The sequence below is a fragment of the Caulobacter soli genome, from assembly GCF_011045195.1.
In the GTDB taxonomy this organism is placed as follows: domain Bacteria; phylum Pseudomonadota; class Alphaproteobacteria; order Caulobacterales; family Caulobacteraceae; genus Caulobacter; species Caulobacter soli.
Genome location: NZ_CP049199.1, coordinates 3,541,980 through 3,561,244, shown reverse-complemented (window position 1 = coordinate 3,561,244; position 19,265 = coordinate 3,541,980). Strand labels below are relative to the sequence as shown.

At 69.2% G+C, this 19,265-nt stretch carries 19 protein-coding genes, 1 tRNA gene and 1 pseudogene; 13 read left to right on the top strand and 8 right to left on the bottom strand.

Features of this window, described 5'->3' with window-relative positions:
- Window positions 1–24: 24 nt before the first annotated feature.
- From gor to G3M62_RS16670, 7 genes are all read left to right on the top strand, one after another.
- Complete coding sequence (gene gor, locus G3M62_RS16700; protein WP_165188930.1) at window positions 25–1,419, top strand: glutathione-disulfide reductase; 1,395 nt, start codon at window positions 25–27, stop codon at window positions 1,417–1,419.
- Entirely contained in the window at window positions 1,416–2,732 is a 1,317-nt protein-coding gene (locus G3M62_RS16695; protein WP_165188928.1) for an O-antigen ligase family protein, read from the top strand. The genes gor and G3M62_RS16695 overlap by 4 nt, the downstream gene beginning before the upstream one ends.
- 38 nt (window positions 2,733–2,770) lie before the next feature.
- On the top strand, window positions 2,771–4,150 hold the full coding sequence (locus tag G3M62_RS16690) for a class II 3-deoxy-7-phosphoheptulonate synthase (protein WP_165188925.1): 1,380 nt from the start codon (window positions 2,771–2,773) through the stop codon (window positions 4,148–4,150).
- Window positions 4,151–4,223: 73 nt separating this feature from the next.
- A complete protein-coding gene (locus G3M62_RS16685; protein WP_165188923.1) occupies window positions 4,224–5,129 on the top strand; it encodes a retroviral-like aspartic protease family protein in 906 nt (301 codons plus the stop codon).
- Window positions 5,130–5,214: 85 nt separating this feature from the next.
- The gene (locus G3M62_RS16680; RefSeq protein WP_165188921.1) at window positions 5,215–7,005 is read left to right on the top strand and encodes a long-chain-acyl-CoA synthetase; all 1,791 of its coding nucleotides are present in this window, start codon (window positions 5,215–5,217) and stop codon (window positions 7,003–7,005) included.
- 33 nt (window positions 7,006–7,038) lie between these two features.
- On the top strand, window positions 7,039–7,914 hold the full coding sequence (locus tag G3M62_RS16675; RefSeq protein WP_246263304.1) for an alpha/beta hydrolase: 876 nt from the start codon (window positions 7,039–7,041) through the stop codon (window positions 7,912–7,914).
- Window positions 7,911–8,294 (top strand): bleomycin resistance protein, encoded by a 384-nt coding sequence (locus G3M62_RS16670; RefSeq protein WP_165188917.1) that lies wholly within the window; start codon window positions 7,911–7,913, stop codon window positions 8,292–8,294. The genes G3M62_RS16675 and G3M62_RS16670 overlap by 4 nt, the downstream gene beginning before the upstream one ends.
- On the opposite strand, the gene G3M62_RS16665 is transcribed toward G3M62_RS16670, so the two are convergent.
- Together G3M62_RS16665 and G3M62_RS16660 are read right to left on the bottom strand one after the other, a co-directional pair.
- On the bottom strand, window positions 8,291–9,196 hold the full coding sequence (locus G3M62_RS16665) for a M23 family metallopeptidase (RefSeq protein ID WP_165188915.1): 906 nt from the start codon (window positions 9,194–9,196) through the stop codon (window positions 8,291–8,293). The genes G3M62_RS16670 and G3M62_RS16665 overlap by 4 nt on opposite strands.
- Window positions 9,197–9,200: 4 nt before the next feature.
- Window positions 9,201–9,866, bottom strand: coding sequence for a hypothetical protein (locus tag G3M62_RS16660; RefSeq protein WP_165188913.1), 666 nt, complete (start codon window positions 9,864–9,866; stop codon window positions 9,201–9,203).
- Window positions 9,867–10,068: 202 nt separating this feature from the next.
- Between G3M62_RS16660 and panD the strand changes: the two genes are divergently transcribed.
- Window positions 10,069–10,425, top strand: coding sequence for an aspartate 1-decarboxylase (gene panD, locus G3M62_RS16655; protein ID WP_056756452.1), 357 nt, complete (start codon window positions 10,069–10,071; stop codon window positions 10,423–10,425).
- Window positions 10,426–10,427: 2 nt separating this feature from the next.
- On the top strand, window positions 10,428–10,901 hold the full coding sequence (locus tag G3M62_RS16650) for a hypothetical protein (RefSeq protein WP_165188911.1): 474 nt from the start codon (window positions 10,428–10,430) through the stop codon (window positions 10,899–10,901).
- 140 nt (window positions 10,902–11,041) lie between these two features.
- Here G3M62_RS16650 and G3M62_RS16645 read toward each other — a convergent pair whose 3' ends face one another.
- The gene (locus G3M62_RS16645; RefSeq protein ID WP_165188909.1) at window positions 11,042–11,779 is read right to left on the bottom strand and encodes an SIMPL domain-containing protein; all 738 of its coding nucleotides are present in this window, start codon (window positions 11,777–11,779) and stop codon (window positions 11,042–11,044) included.
- Between the two features lie 190 nt (window positions 11,780–11,969).
- On the opposite strand from G3M62_RS16645, the gene G3M62_RS16640 reads away from it, so the two are divergent.
- Together G3M62_RS16640 and G3M62_RS16635 are read left to right on the top strand one after the other, a co-directional pair.
- Window positions 11,970–12,045 (top strand) — tRNA-Ile (locus G3M62_RS16640).
- A 102-nt stretch (window positions 12,046–12,147) separates the two neighbouring features.
- Window positions 12,148–12,798: a YidH family protein gene (locus G3M62_RS16635; RefSeq protein ID WP_165188907.1), complete on the top strand. Its 651-nt coding sequence runs from the start codon at window positions 12,148–12,150 to the stop codon at window positions 12,796–12,798.
- Window positions 12,799–12,825: 27 nt separating this feature from the next.
- Here the strand turns inward: G3M62_RS16635 and G3M62_RS16630 are convergent, their stop codons facing one another.
- Window positions 12,826–13,689, bottom strand: a complete 864-nt coding sequence (locus G3M62_RS16630; protein WP_165188905.1) for a 3-keto-disaccharide hydrolase — start codon at window positions 13,687–13,689, stop codon at window positions 12,826–12,828.
- A gap of 59 nt (window positions 13,690–13,748) precedes the next feature.
- Between G3M62_RS16630 and G3M62_RS16625 the strand changes: the two are divergent.
- Both G3M62_RS16625 and eutC read left to right on the top strand, forming a co-directional pair.
- Window positions 13,749–15,269 (top strand): annotated as a pseudogene (locus tag G3M62_RS16625) (ethanolamine ammonia-lyase subunit EutB).
- Entirely contained in the window at window positions 15,266–16,069 is an 804-nt protein-coding gene (gene eutC / locus G3M62_RS16620) for an ethanolamine ammonia-lyase subunit EutC (RefSeq protein ID WP_165188903.1), read from the top strand. The pseudogene G3M62_RS16625 and the gene eutC overlap by 4 nt, the downstream one beginning before the upstream one ends.
- On the opposite strand, the gene G3M62_RS16615 is transcribed toward eutC, so the two are convergent.
- From G3M62_RS16615 to G3M62_RS16600, 4 genes are all read right to left on the bottom strand, one after another.
- Window positions 16,020–17,003, bottom strand: coding sequence for an AEC family transporter (locus G3M62_RS16615; RefSeq protein WP_165188901.1), 984 nt, complete (start codon window positions 17,001–17,003; stop codon window positions 16,020–16,022). The genes eutC and G3M62_RS16615 overlap by 50 nt on opposite strands.
- A 119-nt stretch (window positions 17,004–17,122) precedes the next feature.
- Complete coding sequence (locus G3M62_RS16610; protein WP_165188899.1) at window positions 17,123–17,701, bottom strand: DUF2939 domain-containing protein; 579 nt, start codon at window positions 17,699–17,701, stop codon at window positions 17,123–17,125.
- Window positions 17,702–17,789: 88 nt separating this feature from the next.
- The gene (locus tag G3M62_RS16605) at window positions 17,790–18,278 is read right to left on the bottom strand and encodes a GAF domain-containing protein (RefSeq protein ID WP_165188897.1); all 489 of its coding nucleotides are present in this window, start codon (window positions 18,276–18,278) and stop codon (window positions 17,790–17,792) included.
- 17 nt (window positions 18,279–18,295) lie between these two features.
- Entirely contained in the window at window positions 18,296–19,261 is a 966-nt protein-coding gene (locus G3M62_RS16600) for a Csu type fimbrial protein (RefSeq protein WP_165188895.1), read from the bottom strand.
- Window positions 19,262–19,265: the final 4 nt, after the last annotated feature.

Here is a 19,265-nt window from a genome sequence, read left to right as displayed (position 1 = left end):
CCTACGTGATTCCGGAGCGCCGCCATGGCTGACTACGACTTCGACCTTTTCGTCATCGGCGCCGGTTCGGGCGGCGTGCGGGCCGCGCGCCTGGCCGCGATGAGCGGCGCCAAGGTCGCCGTGGCCGAGGAATACCGGGTGGGCGGTACCTGCGTGATCCGCGGCTGCGTGCCCAAGAAGTTCATGGTCTACGCCAGCGAGGTCACCAGCCAGCTGAAGACGGCCAAGGGCTATGGCTGGACGATCGGCGAGGCCAGCTTCGACTGGAAGGGCTTCCTGCACGACAAGGACGTCGAGATCGCTCGCCTGTCGGGGATCTATGTCACCAACCTGCAGAAGGCCGGCGCGCACCTGCTGCACGGCCGCGCCCAGATCGTCGACGCCCACACCGTCGAGGTCCTGCCCAAGGAGGGCAGCAAGCACGCGGGTCGCTACACCGCCCGCAAGATCCTGATCGCCACCGGCGGCCGGCCGTGGAAGCCGGACTTCCCGGGCGCGGAGCTGGGCATCACCTCGGACCAGGCGTTCCATCTGCCTGAACTGCCCAAGCGGGTGCTGGTGGTCGGCGGCGGCTATATCGCCGTGGAGTTCGCCAGCATCTTCAACGGCCTGGGCGTGCAGACGACGCTTCTGTACCGTGGCGCCAACATCCTGCGCGGCTTCGACGACGACGTGCGCATGCACCTGGCCGAGGAGCTGGAGAAGCGCGGGATCAAGGTGGTGCTGGGCTGCGATCACCAGAAGATCGAGAAGACCGACGCGGGTCTGGTCAGCACCCTGAGCAACGACCTGACCTTCGAGACCGACGCGGTGATGTTCGCCACCGGCCGCGATCCCTATGTCGAGGGCCTTGGCCTGGAGAAGGTGGGCGTGAAGCTGAACGACCGCGGCGCGATCGTGGTCGACGAGCATTCCAAGACCACGGTCGACAACATCTGGGCCGTCGGCGACGTCACCGACCGCATCAATCTGACGCCGGTGGCGATCCGCGAGGGCGCGGCCTTCGCCCAGACCGAGTTCTATGACAACCCCACCACCTTCGATCATGACATGGTCGCCTCGGCGGTGTTCTCGCAGCCGCCGATCGGCGCGGTGGGCATGACCGAGGCCGAGGCGCGCCACGCCTTCGGCAAGGTCGACATCTATCGCGCCGTGTTCCGCCCGATGAAGAGCGTGTTCTACGGCGGCCAGGACCGTTGCCTGATGAAGCTGGTGGTCAAGCAGGACGACCAGAAGATTGTCGGCGTCCACGTGGTCGGCCCGGACTCGCCCGAGATCATCCAGATGGCCGCCATCGCGGTGAAGATGGGGGTGACCAAGCCGCAATGGGATTCCACCTGCGCCGTCCACCCGACCCTGGCGGAGGAGCTGGTGACCATGCGCGACAAGTACATGCCGCTTGGAATGGGAACCGTATGACCGCGACGCCGTCGATCGAGCCGCCGGTTCCAGAGGGCGTGTCGGCGCGGCGCACGCCTTGGCTGACCGGCGTGGCGATCTTCGTGGTCGTGATGACGCCGCTGCTGGCCTATCTGGCGCCGCTGGGCTTCGCGCCGCTGCTGGCCCTGGCGGGGCTGCTGGCCTTGCCCGGCCTGAAGCCGAGCCGCGCCGCCGCGCCGCCCTTGCTGATCCTGCTGGCCCTGGCCCTGTGGGCGGCGGTGAGCATGGCCTGGAGCCCGGACGCGGTCGACGTCTCCAAGCTCAAGGGCTATGGCGACATCGAAAGCCTGACCGGCCTGAAGCTGTTCCTGCAACTGGCGACCTATGGCGCGGCGGTGGTGGCCTTGCGCGGCCTGTCCGACGCCGGCGCGCGGCGCGCGGCGACGATCCTGGCCTACGGCATGCTGGGGCTGATCGTCGTCGCGACGCTGGACTCCCTGAGCGGCGCGGCGGTCTATCAGAAACTGCACCTCCTGACCGGCAAGGCGATCCGGCCCGACTTCGCAATGATCAAGGTCTCGATGTCGACCTACATCCTGGCGCTGATGTTCTGGCCCGCGGCTCTGACGTTGTCGCGACAGTCTCGCTCCCTTCTGATCTGGTTGATGGCCATCGGGCTGATCGTGACCTCGGTGGTCTGCAGCGCCGACGCGTGCATTCTGGCCCTGCTGGCGGGCGGGCTGGTCTGGTTGTGCGTGCGCTTGTTCGGAGGAACCGCGGCCAAGGTGCTGGTGGGGCTGGTGGCCGCGCCGTTCGTCCTGGCGCCCCTGGCCGTGCTGGTCGGGGTCGAGACCGGCGCGATCGCCAAGCTGCACGCCCTGGTCCCGCCGTCCTGGGACGCAAGGCTGAACATCTGGACCTTCGCCGCCGACCACGTTCAGAACCATCCGTTCCGGGGCTGGGGCCTGGACGCCAGCCGCACCTTCGGTTCGGCCATCCCGCTGCACACGCACAATGCCCAGCTTCAACTGTGGCTGGAGCTGGGGGCGATCGGCGCGGCTCTGGCGGGCGTGTTCTTCTGCTGGATGGCCTACGAGGTCGTGCGGCTGGCCGAGCGGTCGCGGGAAGAGGCGGCGATGGCGGCTGGAGCTCTGGTCAGCTATCTGGTGATCGGGGCCTTGAGCTTCGGGGTTTGGCAGGAGTGGTGGCTGGCCCTGGGCGCGCTGACCCTCATCGCATGCGATCTGGCGCGAGCCGTGGATCAATCCGATGAGCGCGGTTGGATGGACTTGCCCCGTTGGGGCGATATTTCAGCCTCCGTTGCAATGATTTTGCCTTTTGGCCGCGGTTGAGATAAAAGCCGCTCCCTTTTGAGAAGTTCGAGACCGTCATGACCAGCCGTTGGACCCCGTCGTCGTGGAGAGCCATGCCTGCGAAACACGTCCCGACCGACTACCCGGATGCGGGAGCGGTGGATCGTGTGGAACAGACTCTTCGCCAGATGCCCCCGCTGGTGTTCGCCGGTGAAGCCCGCCGTCTGAAGACCGCGTTGGGCGAGGTGGCCGAGGGCCGCGCTTTCCTGCTGCAAGGCGGCGACTGCGCCGAGAGCTTCAAGGAATTCCACGCGGACAACATCCGCGACACCTTCCGCCTGATCCTGCAGATGGCGGTGGTGCTGACCTTCGCCGGCGGCAAGCCGGTGGTGAAGGTGGGCCGCATCGCCGGCCAGTTCGCCAAGCCGCGCTCGGAACCGATCGAGACGATCGGCGACGTGACCCTGCCGTCCTACCGGGGCGACAACATCAACGGCATGGACTTCACGCCGGAAGATCGCATCCCCGATCCGGACCGCCTGCTGCGCGCCTATGGCCAGTCGGCCGCGACCTTGAACCTGCTGCGCGCCTTCGCCAGCGGCGGCTATGCCGACCTCTACAACATCCATCGCTGGACGCTGGGCTTCGTGGGCGACAGCCCGCAGGGCGCGCGCTACCGCGAGCTGTCGGAAAAGATCAGCGAAGCCCTGACCTTCATGGCGGCGGTCGGCGTGACGCCGGAAACCCAGCCCGACCTGCGCCGCGTCGAGTTCTTCACCAGCCACGAGGCCCTGTTGCTGGGCTTCGAGGAAGCCATGACCCGGGTGGATAGCACCTCGGGCGACTGGTACGACACCAGCGCCCACCTGCTGTGGATCGGCGAGCGCACCCGCCAGCTGGACGGCGCCCATATCGAGTTCATGCGCGGCGTGAAGAACCCGATCGGCCTGAAGTGCGGCCCGACCATGGAAGGCGACGATCTTCTGCGCCTGATCGACGTGCTCAACCCGGCCAATGAACCGGGCCGCCTGACCCTGTACGGCCGCTTCGGCTCCGACAAGATCGCCGACCGCCTGCCGCGCCTGATGAAGGCGACCAAGGCCGCCGGCCGCTCGGTGGTTTGGGCCACCGACCCGATGCACGGCAACACGCTGAAGGCCTCGACCGGCTACAAGACCCGGCCGTTCGACCGCATCCTCTCGGAAGTGAAGTCGTTCGTGGAGATCGCTCACTCGGAAGGCGTGCACCCCGGCGGCGTTCACCTGGAAATGACCGGCCAGAACGTCACCGAGTGCCTGGGCGGCGCCCGCGCCGTGTCGGAAACCGACTTGGCCGATCGCTACCACACCCATTGCGACCCGCGTCTGAACGGCGAGCAGGCCCTGGAGCTGGCGTTCCTGGTGGCCGAGAAGCTGAAGTCGGCGCGCGACGACCAGCGTCGCCTGGCGGCTGGATAACATCGGTCTTCGAAAGTCTGGCTAAGGCCGCTTACGGGGTATAGCCTCCTTCTTCTGGAAGGAGGCTGCTCCCGTGGACAGTCCCATCGTTCGCCGGCGGGCCTTGGCCGGCTTGCTCGCCTTGACCGCATCGCCGGTCCTGGCCCGTACGCTTCCCGATCCTCCGCAGACGGAAAAGACCGCCCCGCTGGGCTATGTGCGCCGCCTGACGGTGCAGGTCCGGATCAACGACCGCGGGCCGTACGCGTTCCTGATCGACACCGGGGCCAACGCCTCGGTGATTTCCAGCGAATTGGCGACGCTGCTGGATCTGCCGGCTGGAACCCCCGTCAACCTGCACGGCATAGCCGGGTCCGAAAGGGTGGAGACGGTCGTCGCGACGTCGGTGGCCGTGGGGCGGCGGGTGCGCAGGGACCTGACGCTTTCGGTCCTGCCGGGCCGCTTCATCCAGGCGCCGGGCATCTTGGGGCTGGATTGGCTGGGTGCGCAGGGCTTGGTGCTCGACTTCTCGCGCGACGAGATGCGGCTGGGCTCGATCGCGCCGCGCACCGACGAGTCGACGGTATCGGTGCCGGTCAGGGCCACGCGCAGCGGCCTGCACCTGATCGAGGCCTCGGTGTCCGGCGCCGCGACCCTGGCCTTCCTCGACACCGGCTCGACCACCACGGTCGGCAACATGGCCCTGATGCGCCAGGCGATCCGGCGCCAAGCGATCAGCGCCGACTGGGCCGACATCGAATTGCAGAGCCTGACGGGCCAGACGATCGTCGGGCGCCTGGCGGCCCTGAAGACCGTCAGCCTGGGCAAGGTCAATCTGCGCAACCTGCCGGTGGTCTTCGGCCCGGTGCATACGTTCGACTATTGGGGGCTGTCGGATCGCCCCGCGATCCTGATCGGAATCGACGTGCTGAACGCCTTCGAGTCCGTGGCGCTGGATTTCACGCGCGGCCAGGTGCACTTCCGCTTGCCTTCGGCCTAGACGGACCCGGAGACGATCTTGCACGCCGCCATGTCTTGACCCGCCGCTCGGCGCTCTCCAATGGTTGTTTGAACGGAGTGCGTCGATGAGTTTGCCGGCAAGGTTGAAACGCGAGTTGAAGTTCCTGAAGGGACTCTCGCGCACGCTCAAGCGCGTGAAATCCATCGCGCCGGACAGCCCCAACCTGATCTGTGACGATCTGGAAGCGGCCGTCGACAAGTGGCGCGACAGCCAGGCCATCGTCTTCGAAGGCAAGTCGGTGACCTATGCCGAGCTGGACGGCATCGCCAACCGCTACGCGCACTGGGCCAAGGGGCAGGGGATCACGCGCGGCCAGACCGTCGCCCTGTTCATGCCCAACCGCTTGGAATACCTGGCGATCTGGTACGGCCTGTCGAAGGTCGGCGTGGCCACGGCCCTGATCAACAACCAACTGACCGGCCCGGCCTTGGCCCACTGCCTGAACATCTCCCAGGCCCTGCACTGCATCGTCGACCCCGAGACCTCGCCCTGTTTCGAGCAGGTGAAGGGCACGCTGGAGCGCCACGTCCAGCAATGGGTGCTGGGGCCGGCCCATGGCGACCAGCGCGACCTGGCCAACGCCCTGAAGAGCTGCAGCCAATTGCGTCCCGATCGCCTGACCGCCCGCAATGGCCTGACGGCGCGCGACACCGCCCTCTACATCTTCACCAGCGGCACCACGGGCCTGCCCAAGGCCGCGCGCATCACCCACATGCGCGCGCAGCTCTACATGCGCGGCTTCGCCGGCTCGACGGACGCGCGGGCCACCGACCGCATCTATGTGACCCTGCCGCTCTACCACGCCACCGGCGGCCTCTGCGCCATGGGCGCGGCCCTGCTGAACGGCGGGGCGGTGGTGCTGCGCAAGAAGTTCTCGGCCAGCGCCTTCTGGGACGACATCGTCGCCAACAACTGCACGATGTTCGTTTATATCGGCGAGCTGTGCCGCTACCTGGCCAACCATCCCGAAACACCCAACGAGCACGCCCACAAGATCCGTCTGATCTTCGGCAACGGCCTGCGCCCGGACGTCTGGGACGTGATGCTGGACCGCTTCCGGGTCGGCGGGGTGCTGGAGTTCTACGGCGCGACCGAGGGCAACGTCTCGCTGTTCAACTTCGACGGCCGGCGCGGCGCGATCGGCCGGGTGCCGGGCTATCTGCGCAAGAAGTTCAACATCCGCATCGTCAAGTTCGACGTCGAGACCGAGACCCCGGTGCGCGGCCCCAACGGCTGCTGCATCGAGGCCGCGCCCGGCGAGGTCGGCGAGTGCATCGGCCACATCGCCAGCGACGCCCGCTCCAATTTCACCGGCTACGCCGACAAGGCCGCCACCGAGAAGAAGATCCTGCACGACGTCTTCGACAAGGGCGACGCCTGGTTCCGCACCGGCGACCTGATGCGCTCGGACGGCGACGGCTATCTCTATTTCGTCGACCGCATCGGCGACACCTTCCGCTGGAAGGGCGAGAACGTCGCCACCAGCGAGGTGTCGGAACGCCTGTCGGCGGTGGACGGCGTCAAGGAAGTCAATGTCTACGGCGTGCCAGTGGGCGAGCTGGACGGCAAGGCGGGCATGGCCTCGCTGGTTGTCGGGCCCGAGTTCGAGATCGGGACCCTGGCCGACTATGTCGACCGCGAGCTGCCCGCTTACGCCCGCCCGATCTTCGTGCGCCTGCAGCCCGAGATCGAGACCACCGGCACTTTCAAATACCGCAAGATCGACCTGGTCCAGGAAGGCTTCGACCCGACCAAGATCAAGGATCCGCTGTATTTCCGCGATCCGGGCAAGGGCTATGTGAAGCTGACCAAGGCCGTGCACGCCAAGATCCTGGCGGGCGGCTACAAGCTGTAGCGACATTCGACGCGGGGCGGCATGGTCGGTTCGATGACGAGACGCGCCGGACTGATCGCCCTGACGGGGTCGGCGCTGTCGGCCTGTTCGCCCCTGTCGCTGTTCGCGACCTTCACGCCCAAGGACGCGGCGCGGAGCCCCGAGCACGGTGTCGCCTTCGGGAGCGATCCGCGACAGAAGCTGGACGTCTACGCGCCCCCGAAAGCGTCTTCGCGTGAGGCGGCCCCCGCGCCGGTCGCGGTGTTCTTCTACGGCGGATCCTGGGATTCCGGGCGGCGACAGGACTATGGCTGGGTCGGTCGAGCCTTGGCGGCCCAGGGCTTCCTGACGATCGTGCCGGACTATCGGCTGTATCCGGCGGTGCGCTATCCCAGCTTCCTCGAGGACGGCGCGCTGGCGGTGCGCTGGGCCGTGGACCATGCCCGGAGACTGGGCGGCGATCCCGGCCGGATCGTGCTGATCGGTCACTCGGCCGGGGCCTACAACGCCGCCATGCTGGCCCTGGACGAGCGTTATCTGAAGGCGGCCGGTGTCGATCCCAAGGTCGTGCGCGCCTTCGCCGGCCTGTCGGGGCCTTACGACTTCCTGCCGCTGGACGGGCCGATCACCCGCCGCACGTTCGGCGAGGCGCCCGACCTGCCGGCCACCCAGCCCGGCCTCTACGCCCGCCCCGACAGCCCGCCGGCCTTCCTGGGCACCGGCGACGGCGACACCACGGTCAAGCCGCGCAACACCCGAGCCCTGGCCGCCGCGCTGCGCGCCAAGGGCGCGGCGGTCGAGGAGCGTCACTATGCCGGCCTGAACCATGCCGACACCGTGCTGGCCCTGTCGCGTCCGTTCCGCGGCAAGGCGCCGGTGTTGGCCGAGATGACGGCGTTCCTGAAGGCGCGCGTGGGAGAGGCGACATGACCACGATCCTGGCGGCCGAGCCGCAGCTGTTCGTCTCCGACCTGCCGCGCGCTTGCCGGTTCTATGTCGACACGCTGGGGTTCGAGATCGCCTTCAGCCACGGCGAACCGCCGTCCTACGCCCAGGTCGTCAGGGGCGGCGCCAGGCTAAACCTGCGCCACGTCGACGGACCGGTCTTTGATGAAGCGTTTCGCGAACGGGAGACCGACGCCCTGGCCGCGACGCTGACCTTGGACGACGCCGGGCCGCTGTTTCGCGAGTTCCAGGATGCGGACGCGCCCTTCCATCAGATGCTGCGCACCGAGCCCTGGGGCGCGCGCACCTTCATCGTGCGCGATCCGGACGGCAACCTGATCCTGTTCGCGGGCAAGGCCGGCTAGCCGCACGTCCCCCCATTCAGCTTGCGCTGATAGGCCTCGGCCAGGCTCATATACGGCGGCAGGAAGGTGTGCAGCACCACGGCCTTGCCGTCGGTGGTCACCCCCGCCACCCCGGCCCGTAGCTCGAAGTGCAGGTGGATCGTGGTGGGCGTGCCGCCGAAGTCGTTGCTGACCTTGCCCAGCTTCTGGCCGGCCGTGACCGTGTCGCCCTCCTTCACCGCCAGGGCCGCCATCTGCATGTGCAGGTAGCGATAGACCCTATGCGGTGCGGCCGCCGAGGTCAGGGTGACGGTGTAGCTGCCGATGTCGGTGATCACGCCCTTCTCGGCCGCGACCGCCCAGTACAGGTTCTTCTTGCAGGCGCCCGGCCGGATGTCCTGGCCCTGGTGGCCCGTGCCGCCGCCGGCGCACAACGGATTGTCGCGCGAACGGGCTTCGCAGAAGGTGTCGTGCCAGGGCAGGGCGTAGTTGACCGTGTCGCACTGGCTGGTGCCCGCCGGACCCATGCCGCCGCCATGGCCGTAGACCTGGGAATTGGCGAAGGCGTCGTCCTGCAGCGGCCAGCACATGGCCGGCGACCAGACGGTGCGGTCCAGATAGCCATGCCCCTGGCCGGCCGGGATCGCGCCCGGCGCGTCGTGATTGAAGGTGGCGGGCGAAGGCGCGGGCGGCGTGGCCGGCTGGGCCGGCGGACCGGGCGCGGGCGGAATCGGCTCGCTGGACGGCTGCTCGGCCCCGCCGTCGGACGGCTGGTCGTCGGGCGTGGGCGGACCGGGCTCGGGAGAGGCCACGGTCTTCACTTCGCCGCCGGGCGTGGAGGGGGCGGCGGGCTTGGTCTTGTCGTCACAAGCTCCGAGAGCCAGGGCCAGCACGAGAGGCGAGAGGATCAGCAGCCTGCGCATCGGCTCAGCCCCCCAGGCCGGCGGCGGCGCGGGCCGCGGCGCCCATCACCACGGCGGTGGTCTTGGCGGCCAGGCCCCGGGCGTAGTTGTCGTCGGCGCAGCGCGGGTCGGTCGGGGCGTCGCAGCGCACCTCGACCGTGTAGAGCACGCCGTAGCGCACGAAGCTGATCAGCTGGCCGTCGACCGTGCGCTGCGAGGTGGCGCCCTCGGGGCCCATCGGCGTGATCTTCAGCGGCGTGTCGGCGGGCAGCGGAACCACGGCGGTCGTGCCGCTCAGCGAGACCCCCGCGCCCGGCGCGTCGGCGGTGATCGTGTAGTAGTCGCCGAACGAATAGATCCGCGCCCCGGCCGTCAGGTCGCCGTCGGTGGGCAGCAGGATCGGCACGCGGGTGATGTCGACGGCGGCCTGGTTCAGGTTGGGGGCGGGATTGGTCCCGCCGCTTTGGCGCAGCCCGCCGATCGCCGCCTGCCAGTCCACGCGGCCGCCACGGGGCGGGACGCGGTTCAGCGTCGCCAGGCCGGGTCGCCGTGTCGCCGGCGTCACGGTCGGCGCCGCCGCGCCGGGAACCTGCGCCCCGGTCGCCGGATCGACCCGCGTCTGGGACAGCGCCGCCCCAAGCGCCCCCGCCGCCAGGATTCCGCCCAGCACCAAGCCTGTCAGCAGTCGCATGTGAGCCCCCTCGCATCACGCCGTTATCCGACCATAGGGCGCCCAAGCGCCGCTGTTAACCTTTGTTCGACGCGAACGGCTCTGGCGCGCCGCGATTGAACGGGCTGGGCTTCCTGGCTATAGGACCTCGACTGATCACGGGTCATGTGTGTGGCGACCCGGAAAATCCCAAAATGTTTCAAATAAATAGGGTGATATCGCCATGCTGTTGACGATGATGAAGGCCAAGCTTCACCGGGCCACCGTCACCCAGGCCGACCTCGACTACGAAGGCTCGATCGCCATCGACACCGACCTGTTGGAAGCCGCCAACATCCTGCCCAACGAGCAGGTCGACGTGCTGAACATCACCACCGGCGCCCGCTTCACCACCTACGCCATCGCCGCGCCGCGCGGCTCCAAGGTGATCGGCGTCAACGGCGCCGCCGCCCGGCTGGTGCAGAAGAACGACACCGTGATCGTCGTCACCTATTGCCAGATGCCGGCCGAGGAGGCCCGCAACTACGCCCCGACCGTCGTGCTGCTGGAAGACGGCAACCGCATCAAGAAGGCCGCCTGAGCATGCGTCGTCCCGCCCCGAAGACCTTTGGCGTCCTGATCGCGATGGGTCTGGCCCTCGCCGCCTGCTCGCCCAAGCTGCCCAAGGGCGTCGACGAGCAATTGCTGTCCGAAGCCGTCGGGCGCGCCATCGGCGGACCCAACACCTGCGTGCTGCTGGCCGACAAGGCCGGCAAGGTGGTCTGGACCGGCGGCGGTTACATCACCTGCGCCCGCAACCTGCCCACCTGCGGCGGGACCACGACCACCGCCCAGACCGTGCTGGAAGGCGCGGTCGGCAAGCCGGCCCGCTTCGCCTCCTGCCCGTCGGGCCCGGGCGTCAACACCGTCGGCTGGGCCATGGGTCCGGTGCCGGTCGGCGCGGGCAAGCCGGACCTGGGCCTGTCCTATGTGGCGGTGATGGAAGGCGAACGCGCCCTGCCGGGCCGCGAGGTCGGCGAGCGCGTGGAAGAGGCGTTCGCCAAGGCGGGGCTGTAGCTCACGCACTTGCCCCCACCTGACCGCTGCGCGGTCTGTCCGCCCCCATAGGGGGCGGAGCCGCCGCCGCGAGGCTCTTCCCCCTGTGGGGGAAGACGACCGCGAAGCGGTCCGTAGGGGGCAAGTGCTCGTCGCTCCGGCTACTTCACCAGCTCGTACGTCGCCGACACGTCGACCCGCACCTTCAGCTCGCCGGCAGAGACCGGGCTGGAGTCGGCGCGTTCCATCTTGGCCATGGCGTACATCGGCATCGGGGGCGGCGAGGGGGTGTAGCCGCCGCCTTCGCCCAAGCTGACCAGGCGGACGATCTTGTAGCCGGTGGCCCGGGCGTAGAGGTCGGCCTTGGCCTGCAGGGCCTTGACCGCATCGACGCGCGCGGCGTCCTCGGCCGCCTGCGGGTTCTGCAGGCCGAAACTGATGCCGCCCACATTGGTGGCCCCGGCGTTGACCGTGGCGTCGACCGTCTGGCCCAGCTTGGCCAGGTCGCGCACCTGGATCGTCACCTGGTTGCTGGCCTGGTAGCCGTTCAGCTTGGGCGGCTGGTTCTGCTCGTAGACATATTGCGGATTGACGCTGAGGTTCGAGGTCTGGATGTCGCGGTCGGCGATCCCGGCCTTCTTCAGCGCCGCGACGACCTTGGTCATCTGGGCGGCGTTGGCGCTCAGCGCGCCGGCGGCGGTCGCGCCGTCGGTCTGGACGCCCAGGGTGATGGTCGCCAGGTCGGGCGTGACCTTGCTCTCGCCGGAGGCCGAGAGGTTCAGCGTCGTGGCGCGGAAGGCCGCGTCGGCGGTGTCGGCATAGGCGGGCAGGGCGGCCGCGCCGGTCAGCAGGGCGGCGGCCAGGGCGAGGGTGGCCGTGCGATTGATCAGGGCGGTCATAGTCGTCGTTCTCCATGCGGCTGGGGACAGGCGCCGCGACCTTGATCGTCCCGTCCGCCGGTTCCGACAAGCGTAACCTGCGGTGGACGATCCCTGTCTGACAGCCCCAACCTGAACCGGACCTTTAAGCCGCGTGCAGCCCATGCTAATCGACCCGTCCTCCCGAATGGGATGCGCCGCGCGCAAACGGGGGCCTGTAGCTCAATGGTTAGAGCCGACCGCTCATAACGGTCTGGTTGGGGGTTCGAGTCCCTCCAGGCCTACCAACTCCGGATATCCACGAGGACCAACTGGGGGAAACCCCGATAGTCGGCGCCTGACCGTCCGCGCACTCTCGGCTCGATCGCCAATTCGCCGGGAAGCCGCCAATGTCCAGTCAGCCGCAGCCGAAGGCCACGCCCAAGCGGCCCGCGCGCATTGAGTTACCGCCTGTGCCGCCCCTGCCGCAGGTGAGCGACAAGCCTGAAATCGCTTCGACCCAGTACTCCACCCACCGCACCAAGCTTTCGACGTTCCGAACCCAGCTGTCGGAGCACCGGACTGACCTGTCGGAATATCGCACCGACCTGTCGACCTACCGGACGGACCTCTCGACGCATCGCACCGAGATGTCGATGCGGCGCACGGGCATGTCGTTCCAGCGCACGCGGATGAGCGACGACCGCACGCTGATGTCGGTGATCCGCACCTCGCTGTCGCTGATCGGTTTCGGCTTCACGATCTACCAGGGCTTCTCCAAGCTCCACGACGCCGGAGCGATCGCCAATCCCAACGCGCCGCGCAATTTCGGCATCGCCCTGGTGTGCCTGGGCATCCTGATGCTGATCGTCGGCATGGTGCATCACGTGCAGTTCATGCTGGAGCTGCGGCGCACGCGGCGGGAGATGAAGCGCCAGGGGCTGGTGCATGGCGAGAGCCGGTTCCCGGTCTCGATCACCTTCATGGTATCGCTGGGCCTGCTGCTGCTGGGCTTCCTGGCGATCGCCAACATGGTCTTCAAGCTGGCGGTGTTTGGGTGACTAAAACCTCCCCCACAGGGGGAGGACTTATTTCACCTTCGGCAGGCTCGTGATCGGCTCCAGCACGATGTCGCGGAAGAAGGTCTCGGCGCCTTCCGACTGCAGCTGGATCGCGCCGTGGGTGAGAGGCGCGTCGCCGGCCTTGAGGTCGCGGACCTCCATGACCGGCACGCCGTTGACCACGTGGATGGAGCGATCGCCCAGCACGTAGAGGTCCAGGGTGTTCCATTGGCCGGCCGGTTTCTCGGCGTCGGCATAGGCCTCGACGTTCCAGTTTTTCGTGCCGCCCTGCACGGTCTGGACGCGGCCGGCGGGCGAGAACCGCAGCTTGGGATCGATCAGGGCGGGGTCGTCGACGGCCGTGGTCGTGGCGCGGATCGCCTCGCCCACCGGCACGACCATGCCGATCGAGCCGGTCATGATCTCGAACTCGACCGCTTGGCTCCAGGTGCCCCACACCGCGCCGGGCGCGCCGTGCGAGTGGTAGAGCAGGCCGTTGTTGGGCGCCTGGGCCTCGCGGGGCGCCCAGCGGCCCTTGCCCCACTTGTACTGCAGACGGAGGTGGTAGTCGTGGAAGTCGCCCTCGCGGACCAGGCTGCCCCAGGTCTTGCCGCTGACGTAAAGGGCGGGGCGGCCGTCCTCGATCACTACCTTGAAGATGTCGGCGCTCTGGGCGTTCACGCCGATCGGCGCGACGGCGGGACGGGTATAGGTCAGGGCCGGATCGGCGTAGCCCAGCCAGGCGTCCCAGTCGTTCAGGTCCCGACCATTGAACAGCGTGGCCGCCGGGCCGGCGGGCCTGGGGATGTCGGTCAGGGCCAGGGGCGGCGTGGCGGCGAGGGCGGGCGCGGCGGCGGCCAGCGCCAGGGTGATGGCCAGGGCCTTGAGCATGCGTCGTCCTCCCGCGTTCGAGCCGCACCGTATCTGACAGCGTTGTCGGCGCAAGCCGCATGGGTCGTAGACTAGGCGGGGGCAGGTCCAAGGGCCTGTCCCCATCAATGCCCGCCGAACTGGCAGTTCGGCTCCGAGATCCCGCCCGCCGCGCCGTTCGCTTCCCAGCCGTGGCTATCGGCGCCACCTTCGCCGCCATGGCCTGTCGCGCGACCCTGGGCGGAACCACCTGGACCTTCGAGACCCTGGCCGACCTGATGGCCAAGGCCTCGCCGCCGCGTTCGGGCGACGCCCTGGCCGGGATCGCCGCGTCCAGCGCCCAGCACAATGTCGCCGCCAAGACGGCCCTGGCCGACATGCCGCTGAAGACCTTCCTGAGCGAGGCCCTAGTCCCCTACGAGACCGACGACGTCACGCGCCTGATCCTCGACGGTCACGACGCGGCCGCCTTCGCGCCGGTGGCGTCGCTGACGGTGGGCGAGTTCCGCGACTGACTGCTGTCGGAACTGGCCACGCCCGCGGCCCTGGCGCGCCTGGCGCCGGGCCTGACGCCCGAGATGGTCGCGGCGGTCAGCAAGCTGATGCGCAACCAGGACCTGATCCTGGCGGCTTCCAAGTGCAAGGTGACGACGCGGTTCCGGAACACCATCGGCCTGCCCGGGACCATGGCCGTGCGCCTGCAGCCCAACCACCCGACCGATGACCCGGCCGGCATCACCGCCTCGATCCTGGACGGTCTGCTGTACGGGTGTGGCGACGCGGTGATCGGCATCAATCCGGCCAGCGACAGCCTGTCGGTGCTGGGCGACCTGACCCGGCTGATGGACGACCTGATCCAGCGGTTCGAGATCCCCACCCAGTCGTGCGTCCTGACCCACGTGACCACGGCGATCCAGCTGATCGAGCGCGGCGCGCCGGTCGACCTGGTGTTCCAGTCGATCGCCGGCACCCAGGCCGCCAACGCCAGTTTCGGCGTCACCCTGGACCTGCTGAAGGAGGGCCTGGACGCCGGCCGCTCGCTGAGGCGGGGAACCGTCGGCGACAATGTCATGTATTTCGAGACCGGCCAGGGGTCGGCCTTGTCGGCGGGCGCGCACCACGGGGTGGACCAGCAGACCCTGGAGGCCCGCGCCTACGGCGTGGCCCGGGTGTTCGAGCCCCTGCTGGTCAACACCGTAGTCGGCTTCATCGGGCCGGAGTACCTGTACGACGGCAAGCAGATCATCCGGGCGGGGCTGGAGGACCATTTCTGCGGCAAGCTGCTGGGCGCGCCGCTGGGGGTGGACGTCTGCTACACCAACCACGCCGAGGCCGATCAGGACGACATGGATAGCCTGCTGACCCTGCTGGCCACGGCGGGCGTCACCTTCGTCATGGGCGTGCCGGGCGCCGACGACGTGATGCTGAACTACCAGTCCACCTCGTTCCACGACGCCCTCTATGTGCGCGAGCTGTTGGGCCTGAAGCGGGCGCCGGAGTTCGAGGCCTGGCTGGAGCGGGCGCGGATCGTCGGGGCGGATGGCCGCTTGGCCCCGCGCGCTGCTGGCCATCCACTGCTGACCACTGGAGCGGGCAGGTGAGCGCCTCGATCACGCCCGATCCCTGGACCGCCCTGCGTCGCCACACGCCGGCTCGCATCGCCCTGGGACGGACAGGGTCGAGCCTGCCGACCTCGGAGATTCTGGGTTTCGCCCTGGCCCACGCCCAGGCCCGCGACGCGGTCCATGCGCCGTTCGAGGCCGAGGCGACGGCGGCGGCGATCCAGGCGCTGGGCCTGGAGACGGTGATCGTCGACAGCGCCGCCCCGGACCGGGCGTCCTATCTGCGCCGGCCCGACCTGGGGCGGGCCTTGTCCGAAGCCGGACGAACCGCCCTGATCGCCCGGACGCGCGGCGCGTGCGACCTGGCGATCGTGGTCGCCGACGGCCTGTCGAGCACGGCGGTCCACGCCCATGCGGCGCGCCTGGTCGAGGCCCTGCTGCCGGCGGTGCGCGAGGCCGGCTGGCGGCTGGCCCCGGTGGTGGTCGCGCGTCAGGCCCGCGTGGCCCTGGGCGACGCGGTGGGCGAGGTGCTGGGCGCGCGACTGGTGATCCTGCTGGTCGGCGAGCGGCCCGGTCTGTCGTCGCCCGACAGCCTGGGGGCCTACATCACCTTCGCGCCGAAGGTCGGGCGCAGCGACGCCGAGCGCAACTGCATCTCCAACATTCGCGGCGAGGGGCTGAGCTACGACGCGGCGGCGTTCAAGCTGGCCTGGCACGCCCGCGAGGCGTTGCGATTGGGCCTGACCGGTGTCGCCTTGAAGGACGAGAGCGACACGGCGCTACTGGACGTCACGACGCCGCGTATTGCTCCAGCAGGATCGCGACCGCCGACAGGCTGATGCACGAGACGGCGGTGGTCAGGGCCACGATCCGCGCCCCGCCGCGCTCGAACACGCTGTAGGCCTTGGTCTGGATGAAGACGTTGACGGCCGTCGGGGTGGCGGCCAGCAGGGTCGCGCCCAGGCGGAAGGCCAGGGGCGCGTCGATCAGGCCAGTGGCGAACCAGACCAGGACGGGCAGGACCAGCAGCTTGCAGACGGCGGCGACGATGATCGGCGTCCAGCGCGGGATGGGCGGGGGAGGCTCCTCGGTCGGCTCGCAGGGCACGCCGGCGGCCGGCAGGCCCGTCAGGCCCAGGGCGACGCCGAGGGCGACCAGGGCCACGGGGCTGCCCGAGGCGGCGGCGGCTTCCACGGCCCGATCCAGCACGCCGGGCAGCGACAGGCCCAGCAGGGCCATGGCCGAGCCGGTCATGGCCGCCAGCACGATCGGATTGCGCAGGGCCTGCATCAGCGAGCGCCAGGTCGAGCGGCCGCCAGCCCAGCCCAGCAGGCCCACGCCCACGGCCGCGACCACCACGAAGTCCACCGCGACCGCGCCGGCCGACAGGCGGGCGGCCTCGGGGCCCAGCACGGCGGCGGCGATGGGTAACCCCAGGAAGGCGCTGTTGCCCAGGCTGGCCGACAGCGATCCGCCGGCCCGCTCCTCGCGCGTCCAGCGCAGGGCGGCGCCGACGGCGGCCATCAGAGCCACGACCAGCAGGGCGCAGGCGCCGTAGGCGGTCAGGCCCAGGGCCAGGGCGCGATCGGGCGCGCCGACGTGCGACAGCGAGTGCACCAGCAGGGCCGGAAAGCCGATCCAGTAGACGTAGCTGGACAGACCCGCCGACATCCGGGCGTCGAACAATCGCAGCCGGGCCAGGCTGACGCCCGCCGCCACCAGCAGGAAGAACGGCACGACCCGCTGCGGCACGTCGAGCAGGAGATGGGTCAAGGCGCTACCACGAAGCTGCGGAATTGGGGCCCGACGGAGAGTCGGGGCCGAAACAAGGCAACGCTCGATACCATTGGCGATGGCGCTCGGTCCAGCGGCCCCTCAAAGCCCGACGCGCCTCAGCGTTCGTCGGCGGGCAGACGGATATGCACCAGCCGCCAGGTGAACAGCTTGTCGCGGCGGAAGGTGAAGACGGTGATCTTGGACGGTTGATCGGGACGCTTGACGCTGATCCGCACCCGGTTGGGGTCCCAGTAGGCGATGGTGGGGTGTGGGCCGGCCACGGCGGACTTGGCCTTGTCCATGGCGCTGGCCGGCTTGGGCGGGACGGCCGGGGCCGCGCCGGGAGCGTAGCCGCGGGTCAGGGCCGACAGGCCCTGGATGGTCAGGTAGCGGTCGACCTTGGGCTCGGGCGGGGCGATCGGGGCGATCACCTTCCGGAACACGCCCAGCGGGTCGCGCCAGATCGAGGGCGGTTCGGCCGGGGCGACGGCGGCCGGCGTCTTGTCGTTCAGCTCGGCGGTCAGGCTGCCGCGCACCGCTGGGAAGTCGACCAGTTCGGCGATCGCCTGCACGTCCTCATACTGGGCGGCGGCCTTCAGGGCGCGGAAGGCGAACCAGGGCGCGGTGGCGAAGGTGGCGGCGAAGACGAAGATCGCCAACACGATCAGGTCCCAGATCCGCTTTTGAACAGTCATCGCGCGCCCCCGCCGCAGAGTTAACGCGGCATAGAAGGCGGTTCGCGCGACGGCCGCAAGGCCGTTCGCGCCGGACCGTTCATATCGCTCAGTATTGTTCGAACTGGGCCGAGACCATATCGGCCAGGGCGACCAGGGCCGACAGCTGGCGCGGGGCCAGGGCGCGAGGCGCGGTGTCGATCGCGCAGACCGTGCCTAGCAGCCAGCCGTCGGGGTCGCGGATCGGGGCGCCGGCGTAGAAGCGAACGAACGGCGCGCCGGTCACGAACGGATTGGCGACGAAGCGCGGGTCCAGATGCGTGTCCTCGATCCAAAGCGGCGCGCCGTCGGCGATGCATTGGTTGCAGAAGGTGATCCCGCGCTCGACGTCGCCGGTCTCGAAGCCCGCCCGAGCCTTGAACCATTGGCGGTCGCGGTCGACGAAGGCGACGAAGCCGGCCATGGCCTCGAGCATGATCTTGGCCGACCACGCGATCTGGTCGAACTCGACCGCCGGCGGCGTGTCGAGAATGCCCACTCGGTAGAGCGCGGCGACACGCTGGGCGTCTTGGGTCGGATCGATGGGCGCGGCGAACATGGAAGGCTCCTGCGAGTTCAATAGGTGACGGTGGCGACGACGGTGTCGGCGTAGGGACCGGGCGAGGGCGTGGCCTGGGGCGGCACGCGGCCGTAGACGGTCAGGGGCTGGGCAGCGCCCGTTCCGGTTCCGCCCGAAACGTAGGCCGCGCCCTGGGCGACCAGGCCCCAGGGCTGGTCGCGGTTGGTGTTCTTGTAGAGCCCGTAGGTGACGGCCTCGGACCCCTTCTTCATCTTGCGCAGGGTCGGGCCGGTTCCGGTCAGGCCGTTGTCGAGGCCGACATTGTAGGTGGTGCCCGAGGTGCAGGTGACGCCCAGGCCGCCCTGGCCGTCCTTGTTGGCTGTCAGCACGCCGGCCGTGCCGAAGTTCACCACGCTGGACGTGACCTGGCAGTCGGGGATCAGGGTCGTGCTGAACGTGAAGGTGGCCGGGCTGACGCCGTAGCCGATCGTGATCCCGGCGCAGCTGAGCAGGTTCAGGCCCCAGAAGAAGTTCTGGCCGGTGAAGTCGGTGGAATAGGTCCCGGGCACGGTCGTGGTCTGGGTCCATATCCTGCCGTAGAGCGTCTTGGTGATCAGGATCGTCCCCCCCGATCCGGGCGTGGCGCTGAACGTCGGAACCGCCCCGAACACCAGTAGCGAGGCCGAGCCCCAGGTCTGGGTGCGGCTGGCGTCCTGATAGATCTGGAACGGGATGGCGACGCCGCCGGTCGTCTTCAGATAGCGGCCGCCCGCCCCGTCGCCGCCGGCCGAACCCGCGTCGAGGTTGGGGCACAGTGAGATGGGAATGCCCGGCGTCAGGCCGCTGCAGCTGAAGGTCAGGGTGGAGGTCGTGTCGACTACCCCCGCGGTCAGAGGGCTGACCATTGTGCCGAAGCTGCCGTTGGTCATGGTCACGCCGCAACTGGCCGCTGCGTGGGCGCGGGTCGGCGCGCCCAGCCAGGCGGTTCCGCCGAAGCTGAGGCTGACGATCAGCAGGCACATCGCC